Here is a 25,469-nt window from a genome sequence, read left to right on the forward strand (position 1 = left end):
CGGGCGCAGGGTTGCCGGCGTCAACAAGGAGCGGATCATGAACCAAGAGGTCATGAACCTTTTCAACCAGCAGGCCACGCCGGTCAGCTTCGATCAGATCAAGATCTCGATCTCGTCCCCGGAGAAGATCCTCTCCTGGTCGTACGGCGAGATCAAGAAGCCCGAGACCATCAACTACCGGACCTTCAAGCCCGAGCGCGACGGCCTGTTCTGCGCGCGGATCTTCGGACCGATCAAGGACTACGAGTGCTTGTGCGGCAAGTACAAGCGCATGAAGTACAAGGGCGTCATCTGCGAGAAGTGCGGCGTCGAGGTCACCCTCGCGCGCGTCCGGCGCGACCRCATGGGCCACATCGAGCTGGCCGCCCCCGTCGCGCACATCTGGTTCCTGAAGTCACTGCCGAGCCGCATCGGCCTGCTGCTCGACATGGCGCTCAAGGACCTCGAGCGGATCYTGTACTTCGAGTCGTACTGCGTCATCGAGCCGGGCCTCACCCCCCTGAAGGAGCGTCAGCTCCTGTCGGAGGAGGAGTACCTGCGCGCCCAAGAGGAGTACGGCGAGGATAGCTTCACCGCCATGATCGGCGCCGAGGCCATCCGGCGCATCCTGCAGGAGCTCGACCTCGACAAGATCGCCAACGATCTGCGCGAGGAGATCGCGGTCACGACATCGGAGCTGAAGCCCAAGAAGCTCCTGAAGCGGCTCAAGATCATCGAGGCCTTCCAGATGTCCGGCAACAAGCCGGAATGGATGATCCTCACGGTCGTGCCGGTGATCCCGCCGGACCTGCGCCCGCTGGTCCCCCTGGATGGCGGCCGCTTCGCGACCTCCGACCTGAACGACCTGTATCGCCGCGTCATCAACCGCAACAATCGCCTGAAGCGGCTGATCGAGCTGCGCGCCCCCGACATCATCATCCGCAACGAGAAGCGGATGCTGCAGGAGGCGGTCGACGCGCTGTTCGACAACGGCCGCCGCGGCCGCGTCATCACGGGTGCAAACAAGCGCCCGCTGAAGTCGCTCGCCGACATGCTGAAGGGCAAGCAGGGCCGGTTCCGCCAGAACCTGCTCGGCAAGCGCGTCGACTACTCGGGCCGCTCGGTGATCGTGGTCGGTCCGGAGCTGAAGCTGCACCAGTGCGGCCTGCCCAAGAAGATGGCGCTGGAGCTGTTCAAGCCGTTCATCTACGCGCGCCTCGACGCCAAGGGCTTCTCGGCTACCGTCAAGCAGGCCAAGAAGCTCGTCGAGAAGGAGAAGCCGGAGGTCTGGGACATCCTCGATGAGGTGATCCGCGAGCACCCGGTGATGCTGAACCGCGCGCCGACGCTCCACCGCCTCGGCATCCAGGCCTTCGAGCCGAAGCTGATCGAGGGCAAGGCGATCCAGCTGCACCCGCTGGTCTGCGCCGCGTTCAACGCTGACTTCGACGGCGACCAGATGGCCGTGCACGTCCCGCTGTCGCTCGAGGCGCAGCTGGAAGCGCGCGTCCTGATGATGTCGACCAACAACATCCTGCATCCGGCCAACGGCCAGCCGATCATCGTGCCCAGCCAGGACATCGTGCTCGGCCTCTACTACCTGTCGATCGTGGCCGAGGGCATGCCGGGCGAGTTCAAGGCGGACAACGCCAAGAACCCGATGCAGGGCGTCTACGGCGATATGGGCGAGCTGGAGCACGCCCTCGCCGCCAAGGCCGTGTCGCTGCACACCAAGATCAAGTGGCGCTGGACCGGCATCGGTCCGGACAATCAGCCCCTGACCAAGACCTACGAGACCACGCCGGGGCGGGTGATCCTGTCCGGCGCCCTGCCGAAGCACGCCAAGGTGCCCTTCGAAGTCGTCAACAAGCTGATGACCAAGAAGGAGATCTCGGCGATGATCGACACCGTCTACCGCCACTGCGGTCAGAAGGAGTCGGTGATCTTCTGTGATCGGATCATGGCGCTCGGCTTCAACCACGCGTTCAAGGCCGGCATCTCGTTCGGCAAGGACGACATGGTCGTGCCGGACAACAAGTGGTCGATCGTCGACACCACCCGCGCGCTCGTGAAGGACTACGAGCAGCAGTACAACGACGGCCTGATCACCCAGGGCGAGAAGTACAACAAGGTGGTCGATGCCTGGGCCAAGTGCTCGGACAAGCTGGCCGCCGAGATGATGGGCCGCATCTCCGCGGTCCAGAAGGACGAGAACGGCGCCGACAAGCAGATCAACTCGATCTACATGATGAGCCACTCCGGCGCCCGTGGCTCGCCCGCCCAGATGAAGCAGCTCGCGGCGATGCGCGGCCTCATGGCCAAGCCGTCGGGCGAGATCATCGAGACCCCGATCATCTCGAACTTCAAGGAAGGCCTGGACGTTCTGGAGTACTTCAACTCCACGCACGGTGCCCGTAAGGGCCTGGCCGACACCGCCCTGAAGACCGCCAACTCCGGTTACCTGACCCGCCGCCTCGTCGACGTGGCCCAGGACGCCGTGATCCGCGAGGTGGATTGCGGCACGACCAACGGCATCAAGATGCGCGCCATCGTGGATGCCGGCCAGGTCGTGGCGACGCTGGCCACCCGCATCCTGGGCCGCGCCACGGCCGAGGATCTCGTGGCGGCCGATGGTACGGTGATCGTCAAGACCGGCGAGACCATCGAGGAGCGGCACCTGCCGGCGATCAACGCCGCCGGCATCCAGGAGGTGAAGATCCGCTCGGTGCTGGTCTGCGCCACCAAGAGCGGCGTCTGCGCCACCTGCTACGGGCGCGACCTCGCCCGCGGCACGCCCGTCAACATGGGCGAGGCCGTCGGCGTCATCGCGGCGCAGTCGATCGGCGAGCCGGGCACGCAGCTCACGATGCGCACCTTCCACATCGGCGGTGCGGCCCAGATCGCCGACTCGTCGTTCATCGAGTCGAGCTTCGAGGGCACGATCAAGATCCGCAACCGGGCCATCGCCAAGAACTCGGACGGGGACCTGATCGCGACCGGCCGCAACGTGGCGGTGGTGGTCGTCGGGTCGGACGGGGTCGAGCGGGCGGTCCACCGCCTGCAATACGGCGCCAAGCTCCGGGTCGATGAGGGTGACAAGATCAAGCGCGGGCAGCGGATCGCCGAGTGGGATCCCTACACCCGTCCGATCCTCACCGAGGTCGACGGCATCGTGGCCTACGAGGATCTGGTCGATGGCCAGTCGATGACCGAGACCACCGACGAGTCGACCGGCATCGCCAAGCGCGTCGTCGTCGACTGGCGCGGCTCGGCCCGGACGTCGGACCTGAAGCCCGCGATGGTCGTGGTCGATCGGGAGGGCAAGGCGCTCAAGCTGCCGCGCGGCTCGGACGCCCGCTACTTCCTGCCGGTCGATGCCATCATCGGCTTCGATCCGGGCGCGAAGGTCAATGCCGGCGACATCCTGGCCCGCGTCTCGACCGACTCGGCCAAGACCCGCGACATCACCGGCGGTCTGCCGCGGGTGGCGGAACTGTTCGAGGCCCGGCGCCCGAAGGACGCGGCGATCATCGCCGAGAAGTCGGGCACCATCGCGTTCGGCCGCGACTACAAGAACAAGCGCCGGCTCACGCTGACGCCGCATGACGGTTCGGAGGCGGTCGAGTACCTGATCCCGAAGGGCAAGCACATCCACCTGCAGGACGGGGACGTGGTCGAGCTCGGCGATTACATCGTCGACGGAAACCCCGCTCCGCACGATATCCTGGCGATCAAGGGCGTGGAGGAACTCGCGGCCTACCTCGTCAACGAGATCCAGGAGGTCTACCGGCTGCAGGGCGTGTCGATCAACGACAAGCACATCGAGGTGATCGTCCGTCAGATGCTGCAGAAGGTCGAGGTGACCGATGGCGGCGACTCGGACATCCTCTCGGGTGACCAGATCGACCGGACCGAGCTGACCGACTTCAATGAGAAGTTGCTCGCCGAGGGCAAGAAGCCCATCCAGGGCGTTCCGGTCCTGCTCGGCATCACCAAGGCGTCGCTGCAGACGAAGTCGTTCATCTCGGCGGCCTCGTTCCAGGAGACCACCCGCGTCCTCACCGAGGCGGCGGTCAACGGCAAGGTCGACACCCTGGAAGGCCTGAAGGAGAACGTGATCGTCGGGTCGCTGATCCCGGCCGGCACCGGCTCGATGGTGGCGGATATCCGCTCCATCGCTCGCCGCCGCGACGCGATGATCCTGCAGCAGAAGCAGACCGAGAGCGGCGCGATGCCGGTCGAGGAGCTTCCGCCTGCCGCCGAATAAGGGCTAGCGGCAGGTTCGTGATGGGAGAGGGCGGCCTCCGGGCCGCCCTTTTCTGTTGTGGCGTGCCCCTGTCAACGCGGCCGTCTTTGCGAGCGCAGCGAAGCAACCCAGGGCGGCGCCATGCTTGCTGACGTCCCGCTGCCCTGGTTCACTTCGCTCCGCTCGTGATGACGGAGCGGGAGGCGTCAGCCGCAGCGTTCAACCCGAGACCGTATCGAGACACGCGCAACCACCCGGCCTTAACGGCGGCTCAACCATGCCGCGCGATAAATCCCGGGCGGCCGCAGAAACACCCTGGAAACGGGGAGGATCGGGCCGGTTCGGGTGCGTGAGTGCGGGTCTGGCGTCGTGGGCACGAGACGAGGACGGGAATCGAGCCTGCGCTGGCTCTCGGCGGCCCTAACGCCCTGGATGGTCGGGTTCGGCCTGCTGGTGTCGTTCACGGCCGATGCCGGCACGGAGAACGCCATCGGTGCGAGCCGGCTCGGGGTGATCGATGCCGAGACCGTTCCGCCCCTGCCGCCCGGCACCCTGCTGATCGGATCCGCCCTGCGCCGCCTCGGCGGCGAGCCGCCCCAGGCGGTGTTCAAGACCGGCGCGCACGTCTTCCCGGTGGTCCAGCGGGGGGGCAAGGGCAACCCGGCACGGCCCCCGGCCGAGAGCTTCGCCCGCCGGGCCGCCAACCTGCGGGAGCCCGGGGGCGCCCTGGTGTTCGGCGACGTCACCGGCAGCGTCACCGGCGTGCTGACGCAGGGAGCCGCGGTCTGGGATCCGGATTCCGAGCCGGAGGCCGCCTTCGTCCCCGTGCCTGATCTCGGCCTCACCACCGGCGCCGGCACCGCCGCCTCCACGGGGGAGGGTACGGCCGACCTCACCGAGGATGGCGGTCCCGAGCGCTTCGACGGCTCGACCCCGCCGGTGCCCCGCGCCATCGCCCTGTCCTCCACGACGCCGGCGCCCGCGGACGCGATCCCCGTCGAGATCGCCGCCGCGAGCCTCGCGCTGCCCGATTTCGCGATCCGCACCGAGCGCCCGGACAGCGCCCAGCCGGTGCCCGAGGATGCGCGCCGGCGCTACGCCGACCTGATCGACCCGAACGCCCTCGACAAGGAGCAGCGCTGCCTCTCCGAGGCGGTCTATTTCGAGGCCCGGAGCGAGCCCGAGGCGGGCCAGGCCGCCGTCGCCCAGGTGGTGCTCAACCGCGTGAAGAGCGGTCTCTACCCGGCGAGCGTCTGCGGCGTCGTCTACCAGAACCGGCACCATTACATGGGCTGCCAGTTCTCCTTCGCCTGCGAGGGCAAGTCCCTGCGCATCACCGATGCCGGCGCCTGGGAATCGGCGACCCGCATCGCCCGCTCGGTGATCGAGGGCCGGACCTACCTCGCCGAGGTCGGCGCCGCGACCCACTACCACGCCGACTACGTCCGTCCGGGCTGGGCGCGCCGCCTGCGCAAGATGGACGTGATCGGCCGCCACATCTTCTACCAGCTCCGCGCCGGGCAGACCTGACCCGGGACGGATCGGGCTTCATAAGAGTGCCTGTCGAAGATCTAAACAATTCTACCTAGGTAGGCGACGACTAAGCAGTCGAAACCAAGGGTTAATTTTACCTTCGATTCTGATAATGCTTGCGCGCCAGGCAACGAGTCTGGCCTCTGGTACGTCGAGACGAGCGCCGCCTGCGCGCCGCTTCTCGTAGTAATGCGTATCAGAGGATGTCCATGACCGCGCCGGCCGCTCGCACCGCTCTCCTTGCCGCCACCCTCGGCGGCGTTCTCCTCGCGGCACCCGCCCAGGCCGGCGGCTGCTACGGCTCCGAATGCTACCGCCACGTCGTCACGCCGCCGGTCTACGACACCGTGCAGGAGAACGTGCTGGTGCGCCCGCCCCGGACGGTCTACCGCACCGCGCCGCCGGTCTACGACACGGTGTCGGAGCGCGTGATGGTCTCGCCGGGCGGGCGGTTCTGGCAGACGAGCCGCGGTCCCGGCGGCGAACTGATCGGATGCTGGGTCACCACGCCGCCGCGCTTCGCCGTGCGCACCCGGACCGTGCTGGTCCGTCCGGCGCAGTCGATCCCCGAGACGATCCCCCCGGAATACGCCAGCGTCAGCCGGCGGGTCCTCGTGGCGCCCGCCCGTGCCGGCTGGGTGCCGGTCGGCGGCGGCTATGGGGGCGGCTACGGCTACCGGTCCGCCGCCTATGGCGGCCCGCTGGTCGGCTCGATCCCGGACGCGGTCGGCATCACCGGGGCCAGTTCCTCGGATGTCGGCGTCGGTCTCGGCTTCTACACGGGCAGCCGGTACGAGGGTTACTGATCCGATCCCGGAGGCTTGATTCCGGACGTCCCGGCGACACCTCACCGCACAACACGGGAGGTGACGATGGGAACGTTCAAGGCCTGGGTGGTCGAGAAGACCGAGGGCGGCCAGAGCCTGGCCTTCCGGGATTTCGACGACGCCGACCTGATGGACGGCGACGTCACCGTGCGGGTGACGCACTCGACCCTGAACTACAAGGACGGCCTCGCGCTCACCGGCGCCTCGCCGGTGGTGCGGCGCTTTCCCATGATCCCCGGCATCGATTTCTCGGGGATCGTGGAGACGTCGGACCATCCCGAATACAAGCCGGGCGACACGGTCGTGCTCACGGGCTGGGGTGTCGGCGAGACGCATCTCGGCGCCTACGCCCAGCGCGCCCGGGTGAAGGGCGACTGGCTGGTGCCCTTGCCGCAGGGATTGACGGCCGAGCAGGCCATGGCGGTGGGCACCGCCGGGTACACGGCGATGCTGTGCTGCATGGCTCTCGAGGCCCACGGCGTGAAGCCGGAGCACGGCCCGGTCATCGTCACCGGCGCCTCGGGCGGCGTCGGCTCGGTCGCCGTGGCGCTCCTCGCGCGGGCGGGCTGGCACGTGATCGCCTCCACGGGCCGGGACGGCGAATCCGACTACCTGAAGGGCCTCGGCGCCGCCGAGATCCTCGACCGGGCCGAATTGTCGAAACCCGGCAAGCCGCTCGGCAAGGAGCGCTGGGCCGCGGGGGTCGACGCGGTCGGCTCCACGACGCTCGCCAACGTGCTGGCCATGACCAAGGCCGACGGCGCCGTCGCCGCCTGCGGACTGGCGCAGGGCATGGACCTTCCGACCTMGGTGGCGCCTTTCATCCTCCGCGGCGTCTCGCTGCTCGGCATCAACAGCGTCACCACCCCGCAGAAGAAGCGCCGCGAGGCCTGGGCGCGCCTCGCCCGGGACCTCGATCTCGACAAGCTCGCCGCCATGACGCGCAAGGTCCGCCTGGAGGAGGTCGGCCGGATGGGCGACGACATCCTGGCCGGCAAGGTCCGGGGGCGGACCGTGGTGGAGGTCGGGTAGGGCGGCTTTCAGGGCGTCGTCCGGGCCTGCGCGGTCGCGTCCCGCGCCCGGCGAGGGCTCGATCCGGTGTCCGATGGGATGGGCGACGGGGTTTTGGGGCCAGGACCGCGGGTCGGGGCCACGGGCCGGGCCTCTTTCTCGACCGCGCGGGAACCATTGCCGTGCTTTCGCTGTAGATGCCTTTATGAGCGTTGCATTCGTCAAAGAGCCCGAAGGCGGGGAAGCATTCGAGAACCTGCCGGATCGGCCGATCTCACCCCACACCAACTTCGTCACGCCGGAGGGCCTCGCGCAGATCGAGGCCGAGGTCGCGCGTCTGGAGAAGGAGGTCGCCTCCCTGGATCCCGCCGACAAGGCGGAGGATTCCCGTATCGGACGCGACCTGCGCTACTGGGCCGCCCGGAAGAACACCGCGCAGCTGGTGGAGCCCAAGAGCGGTGACACCGTTCAGTTCGGCGCCACCGTCACGGTGGTCCGCGAGGACGAGTCCGGGAAGGAGACCCGGCAGACGTTCCGGATCGTCGGCGAGGACGAGGCGGACCCGCACAAGGGCTCGATCTCCTACGTAGCCCCCCTGGCCCGGGCGATCACCGGCAAGACCGTGGGCGACGTGGTCGAGGTGAACGGTCACGACGTCGAGGTGGTCGAGATCCGCTGAGGCGGTCAGCGGCCCTCGAAGCGCGGCCTCAGGGGCACGAGCGCCTCTGCGACATGCTCCATGAAAGCCCGGACCCGTGCCGCGTGACGCAGGTCGGGATGCGTCAGGATCCAGAGGTCCGCCCCCAGCTCCGGATGCGGTCCGGACAGGCGGCGCAGCGCCGGGTTGGTGTCGGCTGTGAAGCAGGGAAGCGGCCCGATGCCGAGACCGGCCTCGACCGCCGCCTCCAGTCCCAGCACCGCGTTGATCCGCAGGCGGACGCGGTCGGGCGTCACCCGCGCCTCCACGAACCGCGTGAACGAGCCCCCCGCCACCAGGGGGCCTGGACTGATCCAGGCCTCCCGGGCGAGGTCGCCATAGGTGCGATCCGCGCGGCCATAGATCCCCCACGCCGTGAGGGCGAGACGCCGCCCGACCAGCGTCTCGCTCGGCTCCCGGCTGATCCGGATCGCCACGTCGGCATCCCGGCGTGAGAGGTTGAGCGTCGCCTCGGCGAGGATGAGCTCGATCCGAATGTCAGGGTACCGCTCCGTGAAGCTCGCGAGCATCGGCATCAGCAGCTCTGCGGCGAAGCCCGCCGGCGCGGTCACCCGCAATTCGCCGGACGGGTTCTCGCCCTGACCGGCCACCACGCGGGCGAAGCGCGTCACGTCCGCCTCGATCCGCCCGGCCGCCGCGATCATCGCCTGTCCGGCGGCCGTCGGCACGTAGCCCGTGCGCAGCCGCTCGAACAGGCGCGTGTCGAGCGTCGCCTCCAAGGCGGCGAGGCGCCGGAACGCCGTCGAGTGGTTGATCCCCAGGTCCTTCGCGGCCGCGGTCAGGCCGCCGCGTTCGGCCACGGCCTTCACGAAGCGGAACGCGTCCCAGTCGAGTGCCACGCCTGGATCCTTGCATCTGTGCAAGAGCACTCTTGCACGGCGGGGCATTCTTGCAAGACGCCGGATGCGCGATGGAGGAGCTTTCCGCCGGCCGATGAACCGGCCGTCCGACACGCAGGAGAAACCACCCCATGGCCAAGGTTCTGGTGCTGTACTACTCGACCTACGGACACGTGGAGCAGATGGCGTATGCCGTCGCCGAGGGCGCCCGCGAGACGGGGGCCGAGGTCGCCGTGAAGCGCGTGCCGGAGCTGGTGCCGGAGGAGGTGGCCCGCCAGAGCCACTTCAAGCTCGATCAGGCGGCGCCGATCGCCACCGTCGACGAGCTGGCGCAGTACGACGCCATCATCTTCGGAACGCCGACCCGCTACGGCAACATGGCCTCGCAGATGAAGCAGTTCATCGATCAGACCGGCGGCCTCTGGATGAAGGGCGCGCTGGTCGGCAAGGTCGGCTCGGTCTTCACCTCCACGGCCTCGCAGCACGGCGGCCAGGAGACGACGCTGACGAGCTTCCACACGGTGCTGTTCCACCACGGCATGGTGGTGGTCGGCCTGCCCTACAGCTTCCAGGGTCAGGCGGGTGTCGAGGCGGTCAAGGGCAACACGCCCTACGGCGCCAGCACGATCGCGGACGGCGACGGGTCCCGTCAGCCCAGCGCCATCGAGCTGGAGGGCGCCCGCTTCCAGGGCCGTCACGTGGCGGGAATCGCCGCCAAGCTGGCGCGGGACTGAGGAGCCAAGAAAAAAGGCTCGGATTGCTCCGAGCCTGGAAGGGAAAAGGCCATTTGGGGGCTGAGAAGGCCTTCGTGATCAATAAACGGACCAGCGCGAAGTCTGTTCCGCTGCCGGCGAAAAATTCTGCGCCGTCAGCGGGGCGCGGCGGCCCGGACGAGGCGGTCGCGGATCGCCTCGCCAAGGCCTGCCTCGGGGATCGGCGCGACCGCGATGGTCTCGGCCCCCGACGCGTCGAGATCGCGCAGGGCACCGAACAGCCGGGCCGCCGCCTCCGCGGGATCGCCCGCCGGACTCAGGTTGAGACTGGCCCGCGCGGTTTCGTGACCGGCCGGACGCCCGGCCCCGAACAGCAGCACCGCCTCGCCGGGCTCGATCCGCACCGCGTCCAGGCGCACCCGCGCCCGCGGCGCGTAATGCGAGGCGAGCATGCCGGGGCTCGCCGGCTGGTCGGCCTCCGCCGCGTCCGGAGCCGCGGGGTCCTGGCCGAGCACCGCCCGCAGCGCCGCCCGCGTGATGCCGCCGGGCCGCAGCACCCGCGGCGTGCCGCCGAGGCAGGCCACCACCGTCGACTCGACGCCCACCGGCGTGTCGCCGCCGTCGAGCACCGCGGCGATCCGGCCTGCAAGATCGTCGAGGACGTGGGTGGCCCGGGTCGGGCTGACCCGCCCCGAGCGGTTGGCCGAGGGCGCCGCCACCGGCCGGCCGGCCTCCGCGAGAAGGGCCTGCGCGAGCGGATGCGCCGGTACCCGCAGGGCGAGGCTCGGCAGGCCGGCGCGGGCGAGGTCGCAGACCCGCGTGCCCGGATGCGCCGGAACGACCAGGGTCAGGGGGCCGGGCCAGAAGGCCTCCGCGAGGCGCCGCGCCTGCGCGTCGAAGACCCCCTCCGCCAGGGCCGCCTCCGCATCCGCCAGATGCGAGATCAGCGGGTTGAAGCGCGGCCGCCCCTTGGCGGCGAAGATGCCCGCCACCGCGGCGGCGTCGGTGGCATCCGCCCCGAGCCCGTAGACCGTCTCGGTGGGGAATGCCACGAGCCGTCCCGTCCGCAGGAGCGCGGCGGCCTCCGCGATCCCGGCCGCGTCGGGGTGGAGCCGCCGGGTCGCCGCCGGGGCCGTTGACCCGGGATCATTCATGCGGGAAGCCGTCTCCGAGGTCATGGCGGCGCAAGCCGCGCGCGCCTATCCTCACCCCGCCCTAGCGCCGGTGCGCGGGCGCGGTCAAACCCGCCCCGGTTCGAACGCGCGGGCGGGCCGCAACACGGGAGGATCGTATGAGTTACCGCGCCCCGGTCCCCGAGATGCTCTTCACCCTCCGGCACGTGGCCGGGCTCGACGCGGTCGATCCCGACGACGCCGAGGCGATCCTGACCGAGGCCGGGCGGATCGCCGCCGGCGTGATCGCGCCGCTCAACCGCCTCGGCGACCGGCACGGCACCCCGTTCGCCGACGGGCGGGTCACGACGCCGCCCGGCTGGCGGGAGGCCTATCGCACCTTCACGGAGGGCGGCTGGAACGGGCTCTCGGCCGAGGCCGACCATGGCGGCCAGGGCCTGCCGAAGCTGGTCGAGGCCGCCTGCACCGAGATGTGGAACGGCGCCAACCTCGCCTTCGGCCTCTGCCCGCTGCTCACCCAGGGCGGCATCGAGGCGCTGGCGGCCCATGGCTCGGACGACCTGAAGGCGCGCTACCTCGCCAAGCTGGTCTCGGGCGAATGGCCCGCCACCATGAACCTCACCGAGCCCCAGGCGGGCTCCGACCTCGCCCTGCTGCGGACCCGGGCCGTCCCGGCGGGGGACGGCACCTACCGGATCACCGGCAACAAGATCTACATCACCTACGGCGAGCACGATCTCGCCGACAACATCGTCCACCTCGTCCTGGCCCGGCTGCCCGACGCGCCCGCCGGCACGCGGGGCATCTCCCTGTTCCTGGTGCCGAAGGTGCTGCCGGACGGCACCCGCAACGACCTGCGCTGCTCCGGCATCGAGCACAAGCTCGGCATCCACGCCTCGCCGACCTGCTCGATGGCGTTCGGCGACAACGGCGGCGCCACCGGCTGGCTGATCGGCCAGGAGAACAAGGGCCTCGCCTGCATGTTCACGATGATGAACGCGGCGCGGCTCGGCGTCGGCCTGCAGGGGGTCGGGGTCGCCGAGGCGGCGACCCAGCGGGCGCTKGCCTACGCCCAGGAGCGCCGCCAGGGCCGGGCTGTCGGGGCCGCCGAGGCGACGAGCCCGATCGTGGCGCATCCGGACGTCCAGCGGATGCTGCTCACCATGAAGGCGTTCACGGCGGCCGCCCGCGCCATCTGCTACCTCACCGCCGCGGCCCTTGACGCGTCGAAGGGGCCGGAGGGGCAGCCCGCCCTGGACCGCGCCTCCCTGCTGACCCCGGTGGCGAAGGCCTTCGCGACGGACCTCGCCAACGAGGTGACCTCGCTGGGCGTGCAGGTCCATGGCGGCATGGGCTTCGTGGAGGAGACGGGCGCGGCGCAGCTCATGCGCGACGCCCGCATCCTCGGCATCTACGAGGGCACCAACGGGATCCAGGCGATCGACCTCACCGCCCGCAAGCTGCCGCTGAACGGCGGGGGCACGGTCCGGTCGCAGATCGCCTGGATGCGCCGGGCCGCGGAGGGGCTGCTCAAGGCCGGCGATCCCGCCTTCGGCCACATGGCGGCGCGGCTGCGCGACGGGATCGGCAGCCTCGACCGGGCGACGAGCCACCAGCTCGCCGCGCTGACCTCGAACCGCCCCGAGGCGGCGCTGGCCGGTGCGACGCCGTATCTGCGCCTGTTCGGCCTGACGCTCGGGGGCGCCTGCCTCGCCCGCAGCGCCCTGGCCGCGAGCGCCGCCCTGAGGGCCGGCGCGACCGATCCGGCGCAGGCCGCTCGCATCGCCCTGGCCCGGTTCTACGCCGAGAACCTGCTGACCGCGGCCGGCGGCCTGGAGCAGACCGTCGTGGCGGGTGGCGCCTTCACGGACGACGCCGCCCTGGCGCTGGCGGTTTGAGGAGCGGATCATGGCCGACACCGTCGCGATCGACGATCTCCCGGGCGGCGTCCGCCTGATCACCCTGAACCGCCCGGAGAAGAAGAACGCGCTCACCGGCGCGATGTACGAGGCCATGCGCGAAGCGCTGGGGGAGGCCGACGCGTCGGACCGGATCGGCGCCGTAGTCTTCGCGGGCCAGCCCGGCATGTTCAGTGCCGGCAACGACCTCGCCGACTTCATGGGCCGGTCGTCCGGTGACAAGGCCGGGAACGGGTTCAGCGCCTCGCCGGCGCTGGCCTTCATCCGCCAGCTGGCCCGCACCCGCACCCCGATGGTGGCGGCTGTCGACGGGATCGCGGTGGGCATCGGCGCGACGCTCTGCCTGCACTGCGACCTCGTCTACGCGAGCCCGGCGGCCCGGCTGCGCATGCCCTTCGTCGAACTTGGCCTCGTGCCGGAGGCGGCGTCGAGCTACCTGCTGCCCCTGCGGGTCGGCCGGCTCAAGGCGACCGAGCTGCTGCTCCTGTCGCGACCGCTCGAGGCCGACGAGGCGCAGGCCCTCGGCCTCGTCAACGCGGTGCTGCCGGCCGACATGCTGGTGGAGCAGGCCATCGCCCAGGCGACCCGGCTGGCCGCCCTTCCGCGCGGGGCGCTGACGGCGTCCCGGGCGCTGATCCGGGGCGATCAGGCGCAGGTCGAGGCGGCCCTGGAGGCGGAGGCCAAGGCCTTCGACGCGCAGCTGCGCTCGCCCGAATCCCAGGAGCGGCTCGCCGCCTTCCTGTCGCGGTCGAAGCCCGCGTCCTCGGCGTGAGCCCGCCCGACCTCTCCCGGAAGATCTGCCTCGTGGCGGGCGCGTCGCGGGGCGTCGGGCGGGGGCTCGCCCGGGCGCTGGGGGAGGCGGGAGCCACCGTGATCGTCACCGCCCGGTCCAGCGAGACGGGCGCGCGCACCGAGATGCGGTCCGAGGCGATCGAGGATACCGCCCGCCTGGTCGATGCCGCGGGCGGGCGCGGGCACCACTACCTCTGCGACCACCGCTCCGAGCGTGCCACCGACACGCTGGTGCACTGGGTCCTGCGCCGGTTCGGGCGGATCGACGTGGCGGCCTGCAGCGTCTGGAGCGGCAACGAGGGCTACGACGGCGAGCGCTACCCGGACGGTGCCGGCTGGGGCACGCCGTTCTGGCGCCGCTCGGCGGAACCGTATCTCGGCCTCCTCGAAGCCGGTCCGGTGCCGGCCCTGCTGCTCGCTCGGGCTGTCGCCCCCGCCATGGTGGCGGCGCGCGCCGGCCTGCTCGCCCTCGTCTCCTTCGGGACCGAGGATTACCTCGGCGACGTCTACTACGATGCCGCCAAGGCGGCCTCCAACCGGCTGGCCCTGGCCTTCGCCCGGGAACTCGCGCCCCATGGCGTCACCGCCCTTGGCCTCTCGCCGGGCTTCGTGGCGACCGAGCGGGCGCGGGATCTCGGCCAGGAGGAGCACGCCACCGAGAGCCCGCTCTACGCCGGCCGGGCGCTGGCGGCGCTGGCCGCGGACCCCGATGTCGCGGCCCGGGCCGGCGCGGTCCTGCATGCCGGCGACCTCGCCCGGATCTACGGGTTCACCGATGCCGACGGGACGCAGCCGGAGCGGTTCCGGGTCGGGCCGTGACGGTCCCCGGCCTGTCGCCGAAATGGCGCAGCGCTCCGGCAAACGGGGCGGATGCGCCCCGGTGCCGGCCGGCGGGGTTGATTCGCGGCGTCCGGACGGGCGTGCTGTCCGGATCGGCGGCTCCGATTGCTGCGGGAGCGAAAAACGGCCTTAATTCCCCCGCAGGTCAGGTCTCGATCCCGTGTCCGCTCCGATCTCAGATCGGGCCGGGACCGTGCGTGTGAACGAAGGAAACTGGCATGTCGGAAGCGAACACGGCCCCGCGCGTGCTGATGGTGTTCCCGAAGTTCTACGAAAACTCCATGTGGAACTTCAAGGAGGCCATGGAGCTGCAGGGCGCCCGCGCGCCCGCGCCCCCGCTGGGCCTGATCACCCTGGCCGCGATGCTGCCGCCGGCCTGGCAGGTGAGTCTCGTCAACCGCAACTGCGAAGAGCTGACGGACGCGCAGATCCAGGCGGCCGACCTCGTGATGACCGGCGGCATGCTGCCTCAGGAGCCCGACTGCCTCGTGGTCATCGACCGCTGCGTGGCGCTGGGCACCCCCGTCTGCGTTGGCGGCCCGGCCCCGACCTCGACGCCGGAGGTCTACGACAAGGCCGACTTCCTGGTGCTGGGCGAGGCCGAGGGCATCCTCGACAAGTTCGTGGCCGCCTGGGAGGCCGGCGAGCGCCGCGGCCGGCTCACGGCCGAGAAGTTCAAGGCCGACGTCACCAAGAGCCCGATCCCGCGGTTCGACCTGCTGACCTTCAGCCACTACCTCTACATCGGCGTCCAGTTCTCCCGCGGCTGCCCGTTCACCTGCGAGTTCTGCGACATCATCGAACTCTATGGCCGCGCGCCGCGGACCAAGACCACGCCGCAGATGCTGGCCGAGCTCGACCGGCTGTACGGCCTCGGCTACCGCGGCCACGTCGATTTCGTCGACGACAACCTGATCGGCAACAAGAAGGCCATCAAGCTGTTCCTGCCGCACCTGATCAAGTGGCAGGAAGACCACGGCTACCCGTTCAAGTTCTCCACCGAGGCCTCGCTGAACCTCGCGGACGATGACGAACTGCTCGGGATGATGCGGGACGCGAACTTCTTCGCCCTGTTCACCGGGATCGAGACGCCCGACGAGGCGACCCTCATCCAGACCCAGAAGAAGCAGAACACCAAGCGGTCGATCGCCGACAGCGTGCACAAGCTCTACGAGCACGGCATGTTCGTTACGGCCGGCTTCATCGTCGGCTTCGACACCGAGAAGGACAGCATCAGCAAGGCGATGTCGCTCTGCATCAGCCAGACCGGCATCCCGATCGCCATGGTCGGCCTGCTGTTCGCGCTGCCCAACACCCAGCTCTCGCGCCGCCTGCGCAAGGAAGGGCGCCTCTACGAGAACTACGCGGCGACCACCGCCGACCAGGGCGACCAGTGCACGCAGGGCATCAACTTCGTGACCCTGCGCCCGCAGCGCGACGTGCTGGCCGACTACCGGGACGTCCTCGAGGAGATCTACGACCCGCCGAACTTCTTCGACCGGGTGCGCGTGGTCGCCCGGCAGGTGAAGCGGCCGAAATTCGCCGCGCAGAAGCTGAACTGGGGCCACATCGCCCACGATCTCTACTCGCTGCTCCGCGTCTGCTGGCGGATGACCGTGCGGCGCCCGGAACTCGCCAAGCATTTCTGGAGCGTGTTCCTGGAGACCGCCCGGCGCAATCCGGCCGCCCTGGAGGCCGTGGTCACCAACATGGTGATCTACCTCCACGTGTATCCGTTCTCCCGCTACGTCATCAGCGAGATCAACGGCCGGATCGCCGAGCTCGAGGCCGGTCGCTGGGTGCAGCCGCCGGTCCTCGCCCCCGAGGTAGAGAGCGGCGGCAAAGCGGCGCCGGTGGGCAAGGTCGCGGCCAAGGCCGAGGTCAAGCATCTCGCGGCGGTGGCCTGAGCGGGAAGCCTTCCCGACTCTGATCCATCACCCTGAGGTCGTCGGGCTGCAGATCCGTCCGCGGGCCGCCCGGGGCGGCGCCCCACCCGGCCCGTGCACGCGCGCGCCGCTTGCAGGCGCGATCGACAGACCCTAGCTGAGCGACGGCGAGGCCACGTCCTCCCCCCGCGCGTGGGGCACAAGTCCGGGACGGCCCGGCCCTTTCAGGAGGGCCGGCATGGCCTGGATCTATCTCGTCACCGCGGGTCTTTTCGAAGTCGTCTGGGCCTTCGCGATGAAGCAGTCCGACGGCTTCACGCGCCTCTGGCCGACGGCGATCATGGCCGTGTCGATGACCGGCAGCGTCGGCTTCCTGGCGCTGGCGATGCGCACGCTTCCGCTGGGAACCGCCTACACGATCTGGACCGGCATCGGCGCCGTCGGCGCCTTCCTGGTCGGCCTCGCCGTGCTGGGCGAGCAGGCGAGCGCCAGCCGGATCCTCGCCGCCGGCCTGATCGGGTCCGGGCTCGTCCTGATGAAGCTGTCGAGCCCGGGCTGAGCGTCAGGCGGCGCGCACCGTCTCCAGGAAGGCGTCGATCTCCCGGCGCAGCTCGGCGGATTGCTCCGAGAGGCTGGCCGCCGAGGCGAACATCCGCGTCGCGGCGGCGCCCGTATCGTCGGCCGCCCGCGCCACCTCGTCGATCGTCCCGGTGACGGCGCCGGTGCCGGACGCCGCCTCGGCGACGTTCCGGGCGATCTCCCGGGTGGCCGAACCCTGCTGCTCGACGGCGGCCGCGATCGAGGTCGCCACACCGTCGATCTCGCGGATGCGCGCCGCGATGCCGTCGATCGCCGCGACCGTCTGCCCCGTCGCCCCCTGGATGCGGCCGACCTGTCCGGCGATCTCCCCGGTGGCCTTGGCGGTCTGGGCGGCGAGCAGCTTGACTTCGCTGGCGACCACCGCGAAGCCGCGGCCCGCATCCCCGGCGCGGGCGGCCTCGATCGTGGCGTTGAGGGCCAGCAGGTTCGTCTGGCCGGCGATGTCGGTGATGAGGCGCACGACATCGCCGATCCGGCCCGCCGCGACGCTCAGTTCCTGCACGAGGCCGGCGGTCTCGCCGGCCTGGATTACCGCGCCCCGGGCGAGATCGGCGGAGCCGTCCACCTGGCGGCCGATCTCCAGAACCGAAGCGCCGAGTTCCTCCGCAGCCGCCGCCACCGTGCCGACATGCAGGGCGGCCTCCTGGGCGGCGCCCGCCACGGTCGCCGAGCGTTCGGCGGTGTGCGTCGCCGTGCCGGCCATCGCCTCGGCCTCGGCACGCAGCCCGAGGGCGGCCTCCGCCACCCGCGCCAGCACGCCGCCGACCGCGGCCTCGAACGCCTCGGCCATCGCGTGGACGGCGTGTCGGCGCTGGACCTCGGCCCCGTCCCGCGCCACGGCCGTCTCGCGCTCCAGGGCGCGGGTGTGGATCAGGTTGTCCTTGAACACCTGTACGGCCGCCGCCATCGCGCCGATTTCGTCGCGGCGTCCCGTGTGCGGGACCGGTACGGTCTCGTCGCCCTCGGCCAGCCGGCCCATCGCGCCGGTCATGCGCTGGATCGGGCGCGCGATCCCGAACAGGGCGAACAGCATCGCGGCGGCGGCGACCGCGAGGCCCACCACGGTGGCGGCCATCGCGATGAGCTTGGCGCGCGTGGCCTCCTGCACCGTCTCGGCGACGTTGGCCTCGGTCTGCGCCCGGGCCGCGGCGATGGCCTCGGTGAGGCTGGCCACCGCCGCGTCGTTCTGCGCGCCCGTCGCGGGATCGAGCACCAGCGCGAGGGCGCCCGGCTGATCCCCCGCGATCATCAGTTCGACCACCTGCAGCTGGATGTTCTGATAGGCGTTCCAGGCGGTGGTGAAGCGCTCGTAGACCGCCCGATCCCTGGGGCTCGTCAGGCGTTCCTGATAGCCCTGCCGCAGGCCGGAGAGTTCGCCGAGGGTGTCGGTGAGCGCCGTCTGGTTCCTGTCGAGGCTCGCGGCGTCGGGGGATGCCACCGCGAGCCGGTAGAGCCGCAGGCGCGCGTCCCGGACGGCCGTGCCGATGGCCTCGGCCTGATTCTGCGCCGGCAGGGCCTGCTGCGAGATCGCCACGGCGTTCCCCTCGATCTCCGACAGGGCCACCGCGCTGGCGAGTCCCTGGCCGACGGCGGCGAGGGCCAGCAGGCCGATCGCGCCTGCTAGAACCGTCTTGAGGGAGAATCGCATGGGAGGGTCCGTCCTGAAGGTCCGTGCCGGCGGCCGCGCCGCGCCTACAGGTCTCCCATGCTCTGGCAGAGGTCTTAAAATTTCAGCGGCGCTATACCAGCATTGCCGCTACAGCCACTTCTTCCACCGGAAGAAAAAGTACGGAAATACAGCGGCGACCACCATCATGATCAGCGCCATCGGGTAGCCGAACGTGAGATCTAGTTCCGGTATGGATTTAAAGTTCATGCCGTAGATCGACGCGATCAGCGTCGGCGGCATGAACACGACCGCCATGACCGAGAACAGCTTGATGATGTTGTTCTGCTCGAGGTTGACGAGGCCGAGCGTTGCGTCGAGCAAAAATTGGATCTTCGTCGACAGGAAGGTGGCGTGCTCCTCGAGGGACTGAAGATCCCGCAGGGTCGAGCGCACGTCCTCGCGCAGGTCGCGCGGGGCCTTGTTGGTCCGATAGGTCGCCGACAGCGAGAGCAGGATCCGCTCCATGGAGACGAGGCTCTCCCGCTGCTTGGAGATCAGGTCGCCGTGCCGGCCGAGGGCGCGCAGCGTGTCCTGCAGCGCGGTGTTGCGAGCGGACGGATCGTCCTGCACCTCGAAGATCTTGCCCGACAGGCGGTCGATGCGCTCGCCCTGAAGCTGCAGCACGTCGGCGGCCCGGTCGATCACCGCTTCGATCAGCCCCGCCAGGATGGTCTCGCCGGAGGTGGCGGAGGCGCTGCCGTTGCCCATCGAGCGCCCGGCGCGCTGCGTGTACATGCGGAACGCCTGTGGCTCCTCGTGGCGCACGGTCACGAGCCGGTTGCCGCGCAGGATGAAGGTGATGCCGGCAAGCCCCGGCTCCTCGGCATCGCTGACCTTCGAGAGCACCCGCCCGGTCATGTAGCGGGCTCCGTCCTCCACGTAGAGCAGCTCCGAGGGTTCGATGTCCTTCATCTCCTCGCGGGTCGGCACCTCGATGCCGGCGAACGATTCGACCTTCAGCTCCTCTTCGCGGCTCGGGCGGATCAGGTCGAGCCAGACGGTGTCCTCGGGAATCGTGTCCTGGAGATCGATGACGCGGCGCTCAAGCAGCGTGGATCCGGCGCCGCCGGCGGGCTGGTGGATGAAGATCACGAACGGGTCTCGGATGCGGATCGGCCACGGTGCAGCGCAGGATTACAGCCCGCATCCGGCACGACGCTGGCCGATGCAAGCTGTGCCGCGGATGTGGCGCTGTTTTCTGACGCTTCCGTGACATCCCGGTCCGGCGCGTCGGCGCCGTTCGATGTCAGGACGCCGGAAGAACCGGCGGACGGCGGTGATGGCGATCGCCGCCGGGGTGGCACAACGGGCCTCGACGAACGCCGTCCCGGACACCGCTCAGCCGACCACCCGAAAGGCCGTCCTCCGGGCGGCCGACGACGGTCGCTCCCCATCGCGCTCCGCCGGGACGGCCATGGAGGGGTGGTGCCCCGGTCCGTGCACGCGAGAGACGGTCCGATCCAGGCTCAGTTGCAGCCGTCACAGATGCTGCGGTCGATCTTGTCGGTCAGGGCGCGCTCGCGCCGCTGCTCTTCGCGAGAGGGTATTTCCCCAGGGCCGAGCGACGTCCCGGGGGGCTTGGTGACGCCGAAGCGATTGGTGTTGGGGGCCGTGATCGTCGACCCGGGACCGCCGCCGGTACCGGTCTCATCGGGGGCGACGGTCTGCGCCGCCAGCGGGGCGGCGAAGGCGAGGCTCAGCGCCGCCAGGGTCGCGGGACGATACAATCCTCGGGTCATGGAACCTCTCCCATCATCGAGAGAACGTGAAACCGTGCCGCGGGTTGCGTGTCCTATCGGCGCCGCGCGGGCTCGCGCCGGAACACGCCGATCATCTCGACATGGCCCGAATGGCGGAACTGGTCGACCGGCGTGACGCTCTCGAGCCGGTACCCTCCGGCGACCAGTGTCGCCGCGTCCCGGGCGAAGGTCCCGGCATCGCAGGCGATGCCGATCACGAGCGGCACGCGCGCGGCGGCCAGTTGCCGGGCCTGTGCCTCCGCGCCGGCCCTGGGCGGGTCGAACACCACCGCGTCGAAGGCGTCGAGTTCGAGGGGAAGCAGGGGCCGGCGGAACAGGTCGCGGCGCTCGGTGGTGATCCCGCGCAGGCCCGAGGCCGCCCGCGTGGAGCGGTCGAGGCCGGCGAGGGCGGCCGCGTCGGATTCGACGGCGTGGACCGCGGCCGTCCGGGCGATCGCCAGCGTCAGGGGTCCACAACCCGCGAACAGGTCGGCGACGCGCCGGGTGCGGGGTCCGAGGGCCGCCAGGGTCAGGTCGCAGAGCGTCGCCTGCCCGGCCGCGGTCGCCTGCAGGAACCCTCCGGGGGGCGGGTAGAGGCGGATCGAGCCGGCGGTGACCGAGACCGGCTCGGCCTCCATGAGGCGCTCGCCGTGCAGGGAGAGCCGGGCGAGGCCGAGTTCGCCGGCGATTCGCACCAGCGCGGCGCCGACACCGGCGCTCACCGGCCCGTGGCCGCGCAGGTCGACATCGAGGCCATGGTCGGTGGCGGTGACGGCCATGTCGAGGGGTTTGCGCCCGTGCCCCAGCGGGGCGGCCAGACGGCGCGCCACGTCGGAGGCCGCATGCAGCGCCGGCACCGTGATCGGGCATTGGTCGATCGGCACCAGCGCGTGGCTGCGCGCCGCCATCAGCCCGGCCTCGGCGCGGCCGTCGATCTCCCGCACGTGCAGGGTGAGGCGGCGGCGTCCGGCGCCGTGCGCGTCGATGGCCGGGGCCGGCTCCACGGCGAGGCGGGCCTGGGACAGGGCCTGGGCGACGAGGCCGCGCTTCCAGGCGAGTTCCGCCGGCCGCGCGAGGTGCTGGGTGCGGCAGCCGCCGCACCGCATGTAGTAGGGGCAGAACGGCTCGACCCGGTCGGGCGAGGCCTGCACGATGCCGAGGAGTTCGGCGCGGCGCTGCTCGCGGCGGATCTCGGCCCGCTCACCGGGCAGCGCGAAGGGCACGAGGAGCCCGTCCTCCGCCACGCCGTCGCCGCGGGCGCCGAGGTCCCGGATCGTGACCGTCTCGCTGGCAGCTGTCTCGCTCACGGCAACCTCGCACCGATCAGGAATTCGGCATTGCCGTCGCCGCCCGGCACTGGCGAATCGATCAGGCCCAGGATCGTGGCGCCGAGCCCCTCCAGGGTCCCGCGAACCGCCGCGCAGACCTCGGCGTGGACCGCCGGATCGCGCACGAGGCCGCCGCGGCCGACCCGCGCGCGGCCGGCCTCGAACTGCGGCTTGATCAGCGCGACGAGGTCCGCCCCCGGGGCCAGCAGCGGCGGCAGGGCCGGCAGAACGAGGCGCAGGCCGATGAAGCTCACGTCCACGGTCGCGAGATCGGGCGCCGGGGTGAGGGCGTCCGGGCCGAGGCTGCGGATGTCGGTGGCGTCCCGGTTGGTCACGCGCGGGTCCCCGGCGAGGCGCGGATGGAGCTGCCCCCGGCCGACGTCGAGGGCGTGGACGTGGCGGGCGCCGCGGGCGAGCAGCACGTCGGTGAAGCCGCCGGTCGAGGCGCCGACGTCGAGGGCGACCCGGCCGGCCGGGTCGAGGCCGAACGCGTCCAGGGCCGCGGCGAGCTTGAGGCCGCCCCGGGAGACGTAGGGATGTTCGGGCACCGCCTCGACCCGTGCCCCCGGGGCGATCGGGTTCGAGGGGCGCGTGAGCGGCCGCCCGTCGATCCGCACCAGCCCGGCGCGGATCGCGGCCTGGGCGCGAGCCCGGCTCTCGAAATGGCCTTGCGCCACGAGGAACAGGTCGGCGCGCAGGGGCGACGGGTCGTCCGCCGGCGGCGCGCGGTCCGGGATGGGCCGGTCTCGGGTCATCAGGGCTTCGTGCGGCCGCGGCAGGTCTGCGGCGGAGGTTTCGGACCGCCGCCCTGTCGAAGGCCGGCGCGCCCCCTACCTAGACCGGTCCGGAGAGGAGAGCCACCGCATGAACCGCACCCTGCCGCTGCTTGCATTGCTCGGGACCGTCGCCGCCGGCGGCGCCCTGGCGCAGGAGCCTCCGAAGGAGGCGGCCAAACCGGCAGAGACCTACTCGGCACCGATCAAGAACGCCAAGGGCGACGCGATCGGCACGTTGGCGATCCGCGACGGGGCGAACGCCCTGGTCCTGCGCGTCACGATCCAGCCCGGCGGCCTGCCGCCCGGCTGGCACGGCATGCATTTCCACGCCGTCGGCGACTGCTCCGACCCGAAGTTCATGAACTCGAAGGCGCACGTGAACCACGACCAGAGCAAGCACGGCCTGCTCAATGCCGAAGGGCCGGACGAGGGCGACCTGCCGAACCTCTACGCGGCGCAGGACGGCTCGGCCAACGCCGAGGTCTCGAGCGAGACGCCGCTCAACGGCGAGGGCGGCCTCAAGGACGGCGACGGCGCGGCGCTGATCATCCACGCCAACGAGGACGACCACAACACCCAGCCGATCGGCGGCGCCGGCGACCGCGTCGCCTGCGGGGTGATCAAGTAGCCGTCGCGGAGGGGGACGGCACGGCCGGCGGGATCGGCCGCGGCCGGCCGTCCTCGTCGATGGCCACGAAGGTGAAGGTGGCCTGCGTGACCCGCTCGCGGACCTGGGTGCAGAAGCGCCGCGCCCAGGCCTCGACCTCGATCTTCATCGAGGTCCGGCCGACATGCGACACCCGGGTGTAGACGCACAGCACGTCGCCGACCCGGACCGGCCGGATGAAGGTCATGGATTCGAGCGCCACGGTGACGACCCGGCCCTGCGCCCGGTCGACCCCCGCGATCCCGCCGGCCTGATCCATCTGCGAGAGCACCCAGCCGCCGAAGATGTCGCCGTTGGCGTTGGTGTCGGCCGGCATGGCGATGGTGCGCACCGTGAGGTCGCCCTTCGGCAGATCGACCTCGGCAGGCGGCGGCGCGCTGTCGGCCGGTGAGAGTGCGACGTGCTGCATGCCGTCCATCCGACCCCCGCGCCGTCAGGACAACAGGCCGACGAGCTTGAGGCCCGCCGCCAGCAGGACGGCGACCGCACTCAGGATGCATTCGAGCGGGATGGATTGCCAGAGGTCCGGCGTCGCCGCCGCGGGCTCGGCGCGTTGCGCAATATCGTTCATCGGGCCTCCTCCCGGGCGCACCGATCTGCCGTCGGCGGTCCCGTTGCCGGCACAATAAAGCAAGGGCCGCCCGCACGCACCCCGAATCAGGACGTGAAAAAGCCCGGCGGCTCGATGGAGCCGCCGGGCCGGTCAAGTCGACGAACCGATCAGTAGTAGAACCGGCGGCGCCAGTAGGGACGGCGGTAGAACGGCCGCGGGCCGTAGTAGAACCGGCGGCGGTAGTAGGGGCGGCGCCAGTAGGGCCGCGGGCCGTAGAAGCGGCGGCGGTAATAGTACTGGGCCTTCTCGGCTACCGCCGGCGCGGCTTCGGCGGGCAGGGCCAGCCCCGGGCCGATGGGCGCGGCGGACGCGCCCTCCGGCGCCGCAGCCGCGAAGCCCAGCACCAGCAGGGCCGCGAGCAGGAATTTCCTCAGCACGGTCTCGACTCCCTTCGTGTGGTTACGTCCTGGTCGACGAACCGCACGGGAAGCGAGGGCCATCCGCCCGGTCCGAAACGCTGCAACGCGTAGGCGAGCGGAACCGTTGCAGCGTAACCGCTGCGACGTTTCGGACAGGGTTGATCGCGGGTTGATCGCGGTGATCCGCCTGACAATCAGGCGATCTTCGTGGTCATGTCCTCGATGCGGGCCTCGGCGCTCTGGCGCACCAGGGCGATGCCGTGCTCGCAATCCTCGCGGCGCACGTAACCCTCGCCCGAATCGGCGATCACCTCGCCGTTGCGCGCCCGCAGGCGCCAGCGCCACTCGCCCTTGGCGTCCCGGTAGAGTTCGAACCGCATGGTGCCGGCTCCCGATTCATCCACTGCAACAACATGGGGGGCCGGCAGCGCAAAAAAAGGATGCATCTCCGGCGCTTGGACGGCGGACCGATCGCCGGGCCGACACCCGGGGCGCGCCGGGCAGAATCCGTGATGGCTTCAGATCCGACGCTGTTCATTGTTTTCGATCATGCGAATGCCGTTGTTTGCTCGACATAATCCCATCTACGCAGTATTCGCCTGCGTCGCAGGGGGCGGGCGAATCGTGCGGGCCGGCTCGGCATGGCCGGACCGCCGTGGCGTGAACGGATCGCGATGAGCGAAAACAGGGCACGGTCCAGCGCGTCGGAATGGGCGGTTCCGGAACGGCGGCTGTCCGCGATCTTCGCCGCCGACATCGCCGGCTATTCCAAGGCGATGCATGCCGACGAGAGCGGCGCCATGCGGGCGCTCCAGGCCACGCGGCGGATCGTCGACCGGCTGATCGCGGGCCGGCACGGGCGGATCGCCAACACGGCCGGGGACAGCGTGCTGGCCGAGTTCGCCTCGGTGATGGACGCTGTGTGCTGTGCGGTGGCGATCCAGAGGGCGCTCGCCGAGGCCGAGGGGGAGGCGGCGCAGTTCCGCCTCCGGATCGGCATCCATATCGGCGACGTCATGGTGCATGACGGCGATCTGTTCGGCGACGGCGTGAACATCGCCGCGCGCCTGCAGACCGCCGCCGAGCCCGGCGCGCTGCGGCTTTCGGAGGCTGCCTACCTGCAGGTGCGCGGCCTGTCGGAGATCGCGTTCGTCGATCTCGGGCTCCAGCGCCTGAAGAACATCGCCCGGCCGGTGCGGGTCTACGCCGTGCCGCCGCCGGACGAGCAGCCGTCGCGCGGCCTCCGGGCCGGCCGCGCCCGCGCCGTCCTGCGGCCCGCACT

The 25,469-nt window shown here is 70.8% G+C and carries 24 protein-coding genes; 13 read left to right on the top strand and 11 right to left on the bottom strand.

Going from position 1 to position 25,469, the window contains the following annotated elements; all coding sequences use genetic code 11:
* Positions 1-37 precede the first annotated feature (37 nt).
* The 5 genes from rpoC to greA all read left to right on the top strand — a co-directional run bounded on the left by rpoC (position 38) and on the right by greA (position 8,275).
* Entirely contained in the window at positions 38-4,246 is a 4,209-nt protein-coding gene (gene rpoC / locus AC1DXK_RS19190) for a DNA-directed RNA polymerase subunit beta' (RefSeq protein ID WP_477298689.1), read from the top strand.
* Between the two features lie 411 nt (positions 4,247-4,657).
* Positions 4,658-5,755, top strand: a complete 1,098-nt coding sequence (locus tag AC1DXK_RS19195; RefSeq protein ID WP_457107714.1) for a cell wall hydrolase — start codon at positions 4,658-4,660, stop codon at positions 5,753-5,755.
* Positions 5,756-5,967: 212 nt separating this feature from the next.
* Positions 5,968-6,564 (top strand): hypothetical protein, encoded by a 597-nt coding sequence (locus tag AC1DXK_RS19200; protein WP_457107691.1) that lies wholly within the window; start codon positions 5,968-5,970, stop codon positions 6,562-6,564.
* A gap of 66 nt (positions 6,565-6,630) precedes the next feature.
* Entirely contained in the window at positions 6,631-7,617 is a 987-nt protein-coding gene (acuI, locus tag AC1DXK_RS19205) for an acrylyl-CoA reductase (NADPH) (protein WP_477298691.1), read from the top strand.
* A gap of 184 nt (positions 7,618-7,801) precedes the next feature.
* The gene (greA, locus tag AC1DXK_RS19210; protein ID WP_457107693.1) at positions 7,802-8,275 is read left to right on the top strand and encodes a transcription elongation factor GreA; all 474 of its coding nucleotides are present in this window, start codon (positions 7,802-7,804) and stop codon (positions 8,273-8,275) included.
* Between the two features lie 5 nt (positions 8,276-8,280).
* On the opposite strand, the gene AC1DXK_RS19215 is transcribed toward greA, so the two are convergent.
* A complete protein-coding gene (locus tag AC1DXK_RS19215; RefSeq protein WP_457107694.1) occupies positions 8,281-9,153 on the bottom strand; it encodes a LysR family transcriptional regulator in 873 nt (290 codons plus the stop codon).
* 131 nt (positions 9,154-9,284) lie between these two features.
* Here AC1DXK_RS19215 and wrbA point away from each other — a divergent pair, with 131 nt between their 5' ends.
* Complete coding sequence (gene wrbA / locus AC1DXK_RS19220; protein ID WP_457107695.1) at positions 9,285-9,887, top strand: NAD(P)H:quinone oxidoreductase; 603 nt, start codon at positions 9,285-9,287, stop codon at positions 9,885-9,887.
* Positions 9,888-10,021: 134 nt separating this feature from the next.
* Here wrbA and AC1DXK_RS19225 read toward each other — a convergent pair whose 3' ends face one another.
* Entirely contained in the window at positions 10,022-11,020 is a 999-nt protein-coding gene (locus tag AC1DXK_RS19225; protein WP_457107696.1) for an L-threonylcarbamoyladenylate synthase, read from the bottom strand.
* Between the two features lie 137 nt (positions 11,021-11,157).
* On the opposite strand from AC1DXK_RS19225, the gene AC1DXK_RS19230 reads away from it, so the two are divergent.
* The 5 genes from AC1DXK_RS19230 (at position 11,158) to AC1DXK_RS19250 (ending at position 16,995) form a co-directional block, all read left to right on the top strand.
* Positions 11,158-12,897: an acyl-CoA dehydrogenase family protein gene (locus tag AC1DXK_RS19230; protein ID WP_457107697.1), complete on the top strand. Its 1,740-nt coding sequence runs from the start codon at positions 11,158-11,160 to the stop codon at positions 12,895-12,897.
* A gap of 10 nt (positions 12,898-12,907) precedes the next feature.
* Positions 12,908-13,690, top strand: a complete 783-nt coding sequence (locus AC1DXK_RS19235) for an enoyl-CoA hydratase-related protein (RefSeq protein WP_457107698.1) — start codon at positions 12,908-12,910, stop codon at positions 13,688-13,690.
* 32 nt (positions 13,691-13,722) lie between these two features.
* Entirely contained in the window at positions 13,723-14,529 is an 807-nt protein-coding gene (locus tag AC1DXK_RS19240) for an SDR family NAD(P)-dependent oxidoreductase (protein ID WP_477298704.1), read from the top strand.
* A gap of 239 nt (positions 14,530-14,768) precedes the next feature.
* Positions 14,769-16,457 (top strand): B12-binding domain-containing radical SAM protein, encoded by a 1,689-nt coding sequence (locus AC1DXK_RS19245; protein ID WP_457107699.1) that lies wholly within the window; start codon positions 14,769-14,771, stop codon positions 16,455-16,457.
* 217 nt (positions 16,458-16,674) lie between these two features.
* Entirely contained in the window at positions 16,675-16,995 is a 321-nt protein-coding gene (locus AC1DXK_RS19250; RefSeq protein WP_457107700.1) for a DMT family transporter, read from the top strand.
* 3 nt (positions 16,996-16,998) lie between these two features.
* Here AC1DXK_RS19250 and AC1DXK_RS19255 read toward each other — a convergent pair whose 3' ends face one another.
* The 5 genes from AC1DXK_RS19255 to AC1DXK_RS19275 all read right to left on the bottom strand — a co-directional run bounded on the left by AC1DXK_RS19255 (position 16,999) and on the right by AC1DXK_RS19275 (position 22,527).
* Positions 16,999-18,684 carry a methyl-accepting chemotaxis protein gene (locus tag AC1DXK_RS19255; protein WP_457107701.1) on the bottom strand — a complete coding sequence of 562 codons (1,686 nt, stop codon included), beginning with the start codon at positions 18,682-18,684 and terminating at the stop codon, positions 16,999-17,001.
* Positions 18,685-18,792: 108 nt separating this feature from the next.
* Positions 18,793-19,797, bottom strand: a complete 1,005-nt coding sequence (locus tag AC1DXK_RS19260) for a magnesium transporter CorA family protein (protein WP_457107702.1) — start codon at positions 19,795-19,797, stop codon at positions 18,793-18,795.
* A 374-nt stretch (positions 19,798-20,171) separates the two neighbouring features.
* Entirely contained in the window at positions 20,172-20,444 is a 273-nt protein-coding gene (locus AC1DXK_RS19265; protein WP_457107703.1) for a hypothetical protein, read from the bottom strand.
* 53 nt (positions 20,445-20,497) lie between these two features.
* A complete protein-coding gene (locus AC1DXK_RS19270) occupies positions 20,498-21,751 on the bottom strand; it encodes a class I SAM-dependent RNA methyltransferase (protein ID WP_457107704.1) in 1,254 nt (417 codons plus the stop codon).
* Positions 21,748-22,527, bottom strand: a complete 780-nt coding sequence (locus AC1DXK_RS19275; protein ID WP_457107705.1) for a TlyA family RNA methyltransferase — start codon at positions 22,525-22,527, stop codon at positions 21,748-21,750. The genes AC1DXK_RS19270 and AC1DXK_RS19275 overlap by 4 nt, the downstream gene beginning before the upstream one ends.
* A gap of 109 nt (positions 22,528-22,636) precedes the next feature.
* Here AC1DXK_RS19275 and AC1DXK_RS19280 point away from each other — a divergent pair, with 109 nt between their 5' ends.
* Positions 22,637-23,176 (top strand): superoxide dismutase family protein, encoded by a 540-nt coding sequence (locus AC1DXK_RS19280; protein WP_457107706.1) that lies wholly within the window; start codon positions 22,637-22,639, stop codon positions 23,174-23,176.
* On the opposite strand, the gene AC1DXK_RS19285 is transcribed toward AC1DXK_RS19280, so the two are convergent.
* The 4 genes from AC1DXK_RS19285 to AC1DXK_RS19300 all read right to left on the bottom strand — a co-directional run bounded on the left by AC1DXK_RS19285 (position 23,169) and on the right by AC1DXK_RS19300 (position 24,567).
* A complete protein-coding gene (locus AC1DXK_RS19285; RefSeq protein ID WP_457107707.1) occupies positions 23,169-23,624 on the bottom strand; it encodes an acyl-CoA thioesterase in 456 nt (151 codons plus the stop codon). The two genes, AC1DXK_RS19280 and AC1DXK_RS19285, sit on opposite strands and share 8 nt — an antisense overlap.
* Positions 23,625-23,648: 24 nt before the next feature.
* Positions 23,649-23,786 (bottom strand): hypothetical protein, encoded by a 138-nt coding sequence (locus AC1DXK_RS19290; RefSeq protein WP_457107708.1) that lies wholly within the window; start codon positions 23,784-23,786, stop codon positions 23,649-23,651.
* Positions 23,787-23,935: 149 nt separating this feature from the next.
* The gene (locus AC1DXK_RS19295) at positions 23,936-24,205 is read right to left on the bottom strand and encodes a hypothetical protein (RefSeq protein ID WP_457107709.1); all 270 of its coding nucleotides are present in this window, start codon (positions 24,203-24,205) and stop codon (positions 23,936-23,938) included.
* A gap of 176 nt (positions 24,206-24,381) precedes the next feature.
* Entirely contained in the window at positions 24,382-24,567 is a 186-nt protein-coding gene (locus AC1DXK_RS19300) for a YegP family protein (protein ID WP_026605317.1), read from the bottom strand.
* A gap of 294 nt (positions 24,568-24,861) precedes the next feature.
* Here AC1DXK_RS19300 and AC1DXK_RS19305 point away from each other — a divergent pair.
* Positions 24,862-25,469 (top strand): adenylate/guanylate cyclase domain-containing protein (locus AC1DXK_RS19305; protein ID WP_477298699.1); only part of this gene is annotated, 608 nt, incomplete at its 3' end.

It is taken from the genome of Methylobacterium sp. P3_A11 (assembly GCF_056403155.1).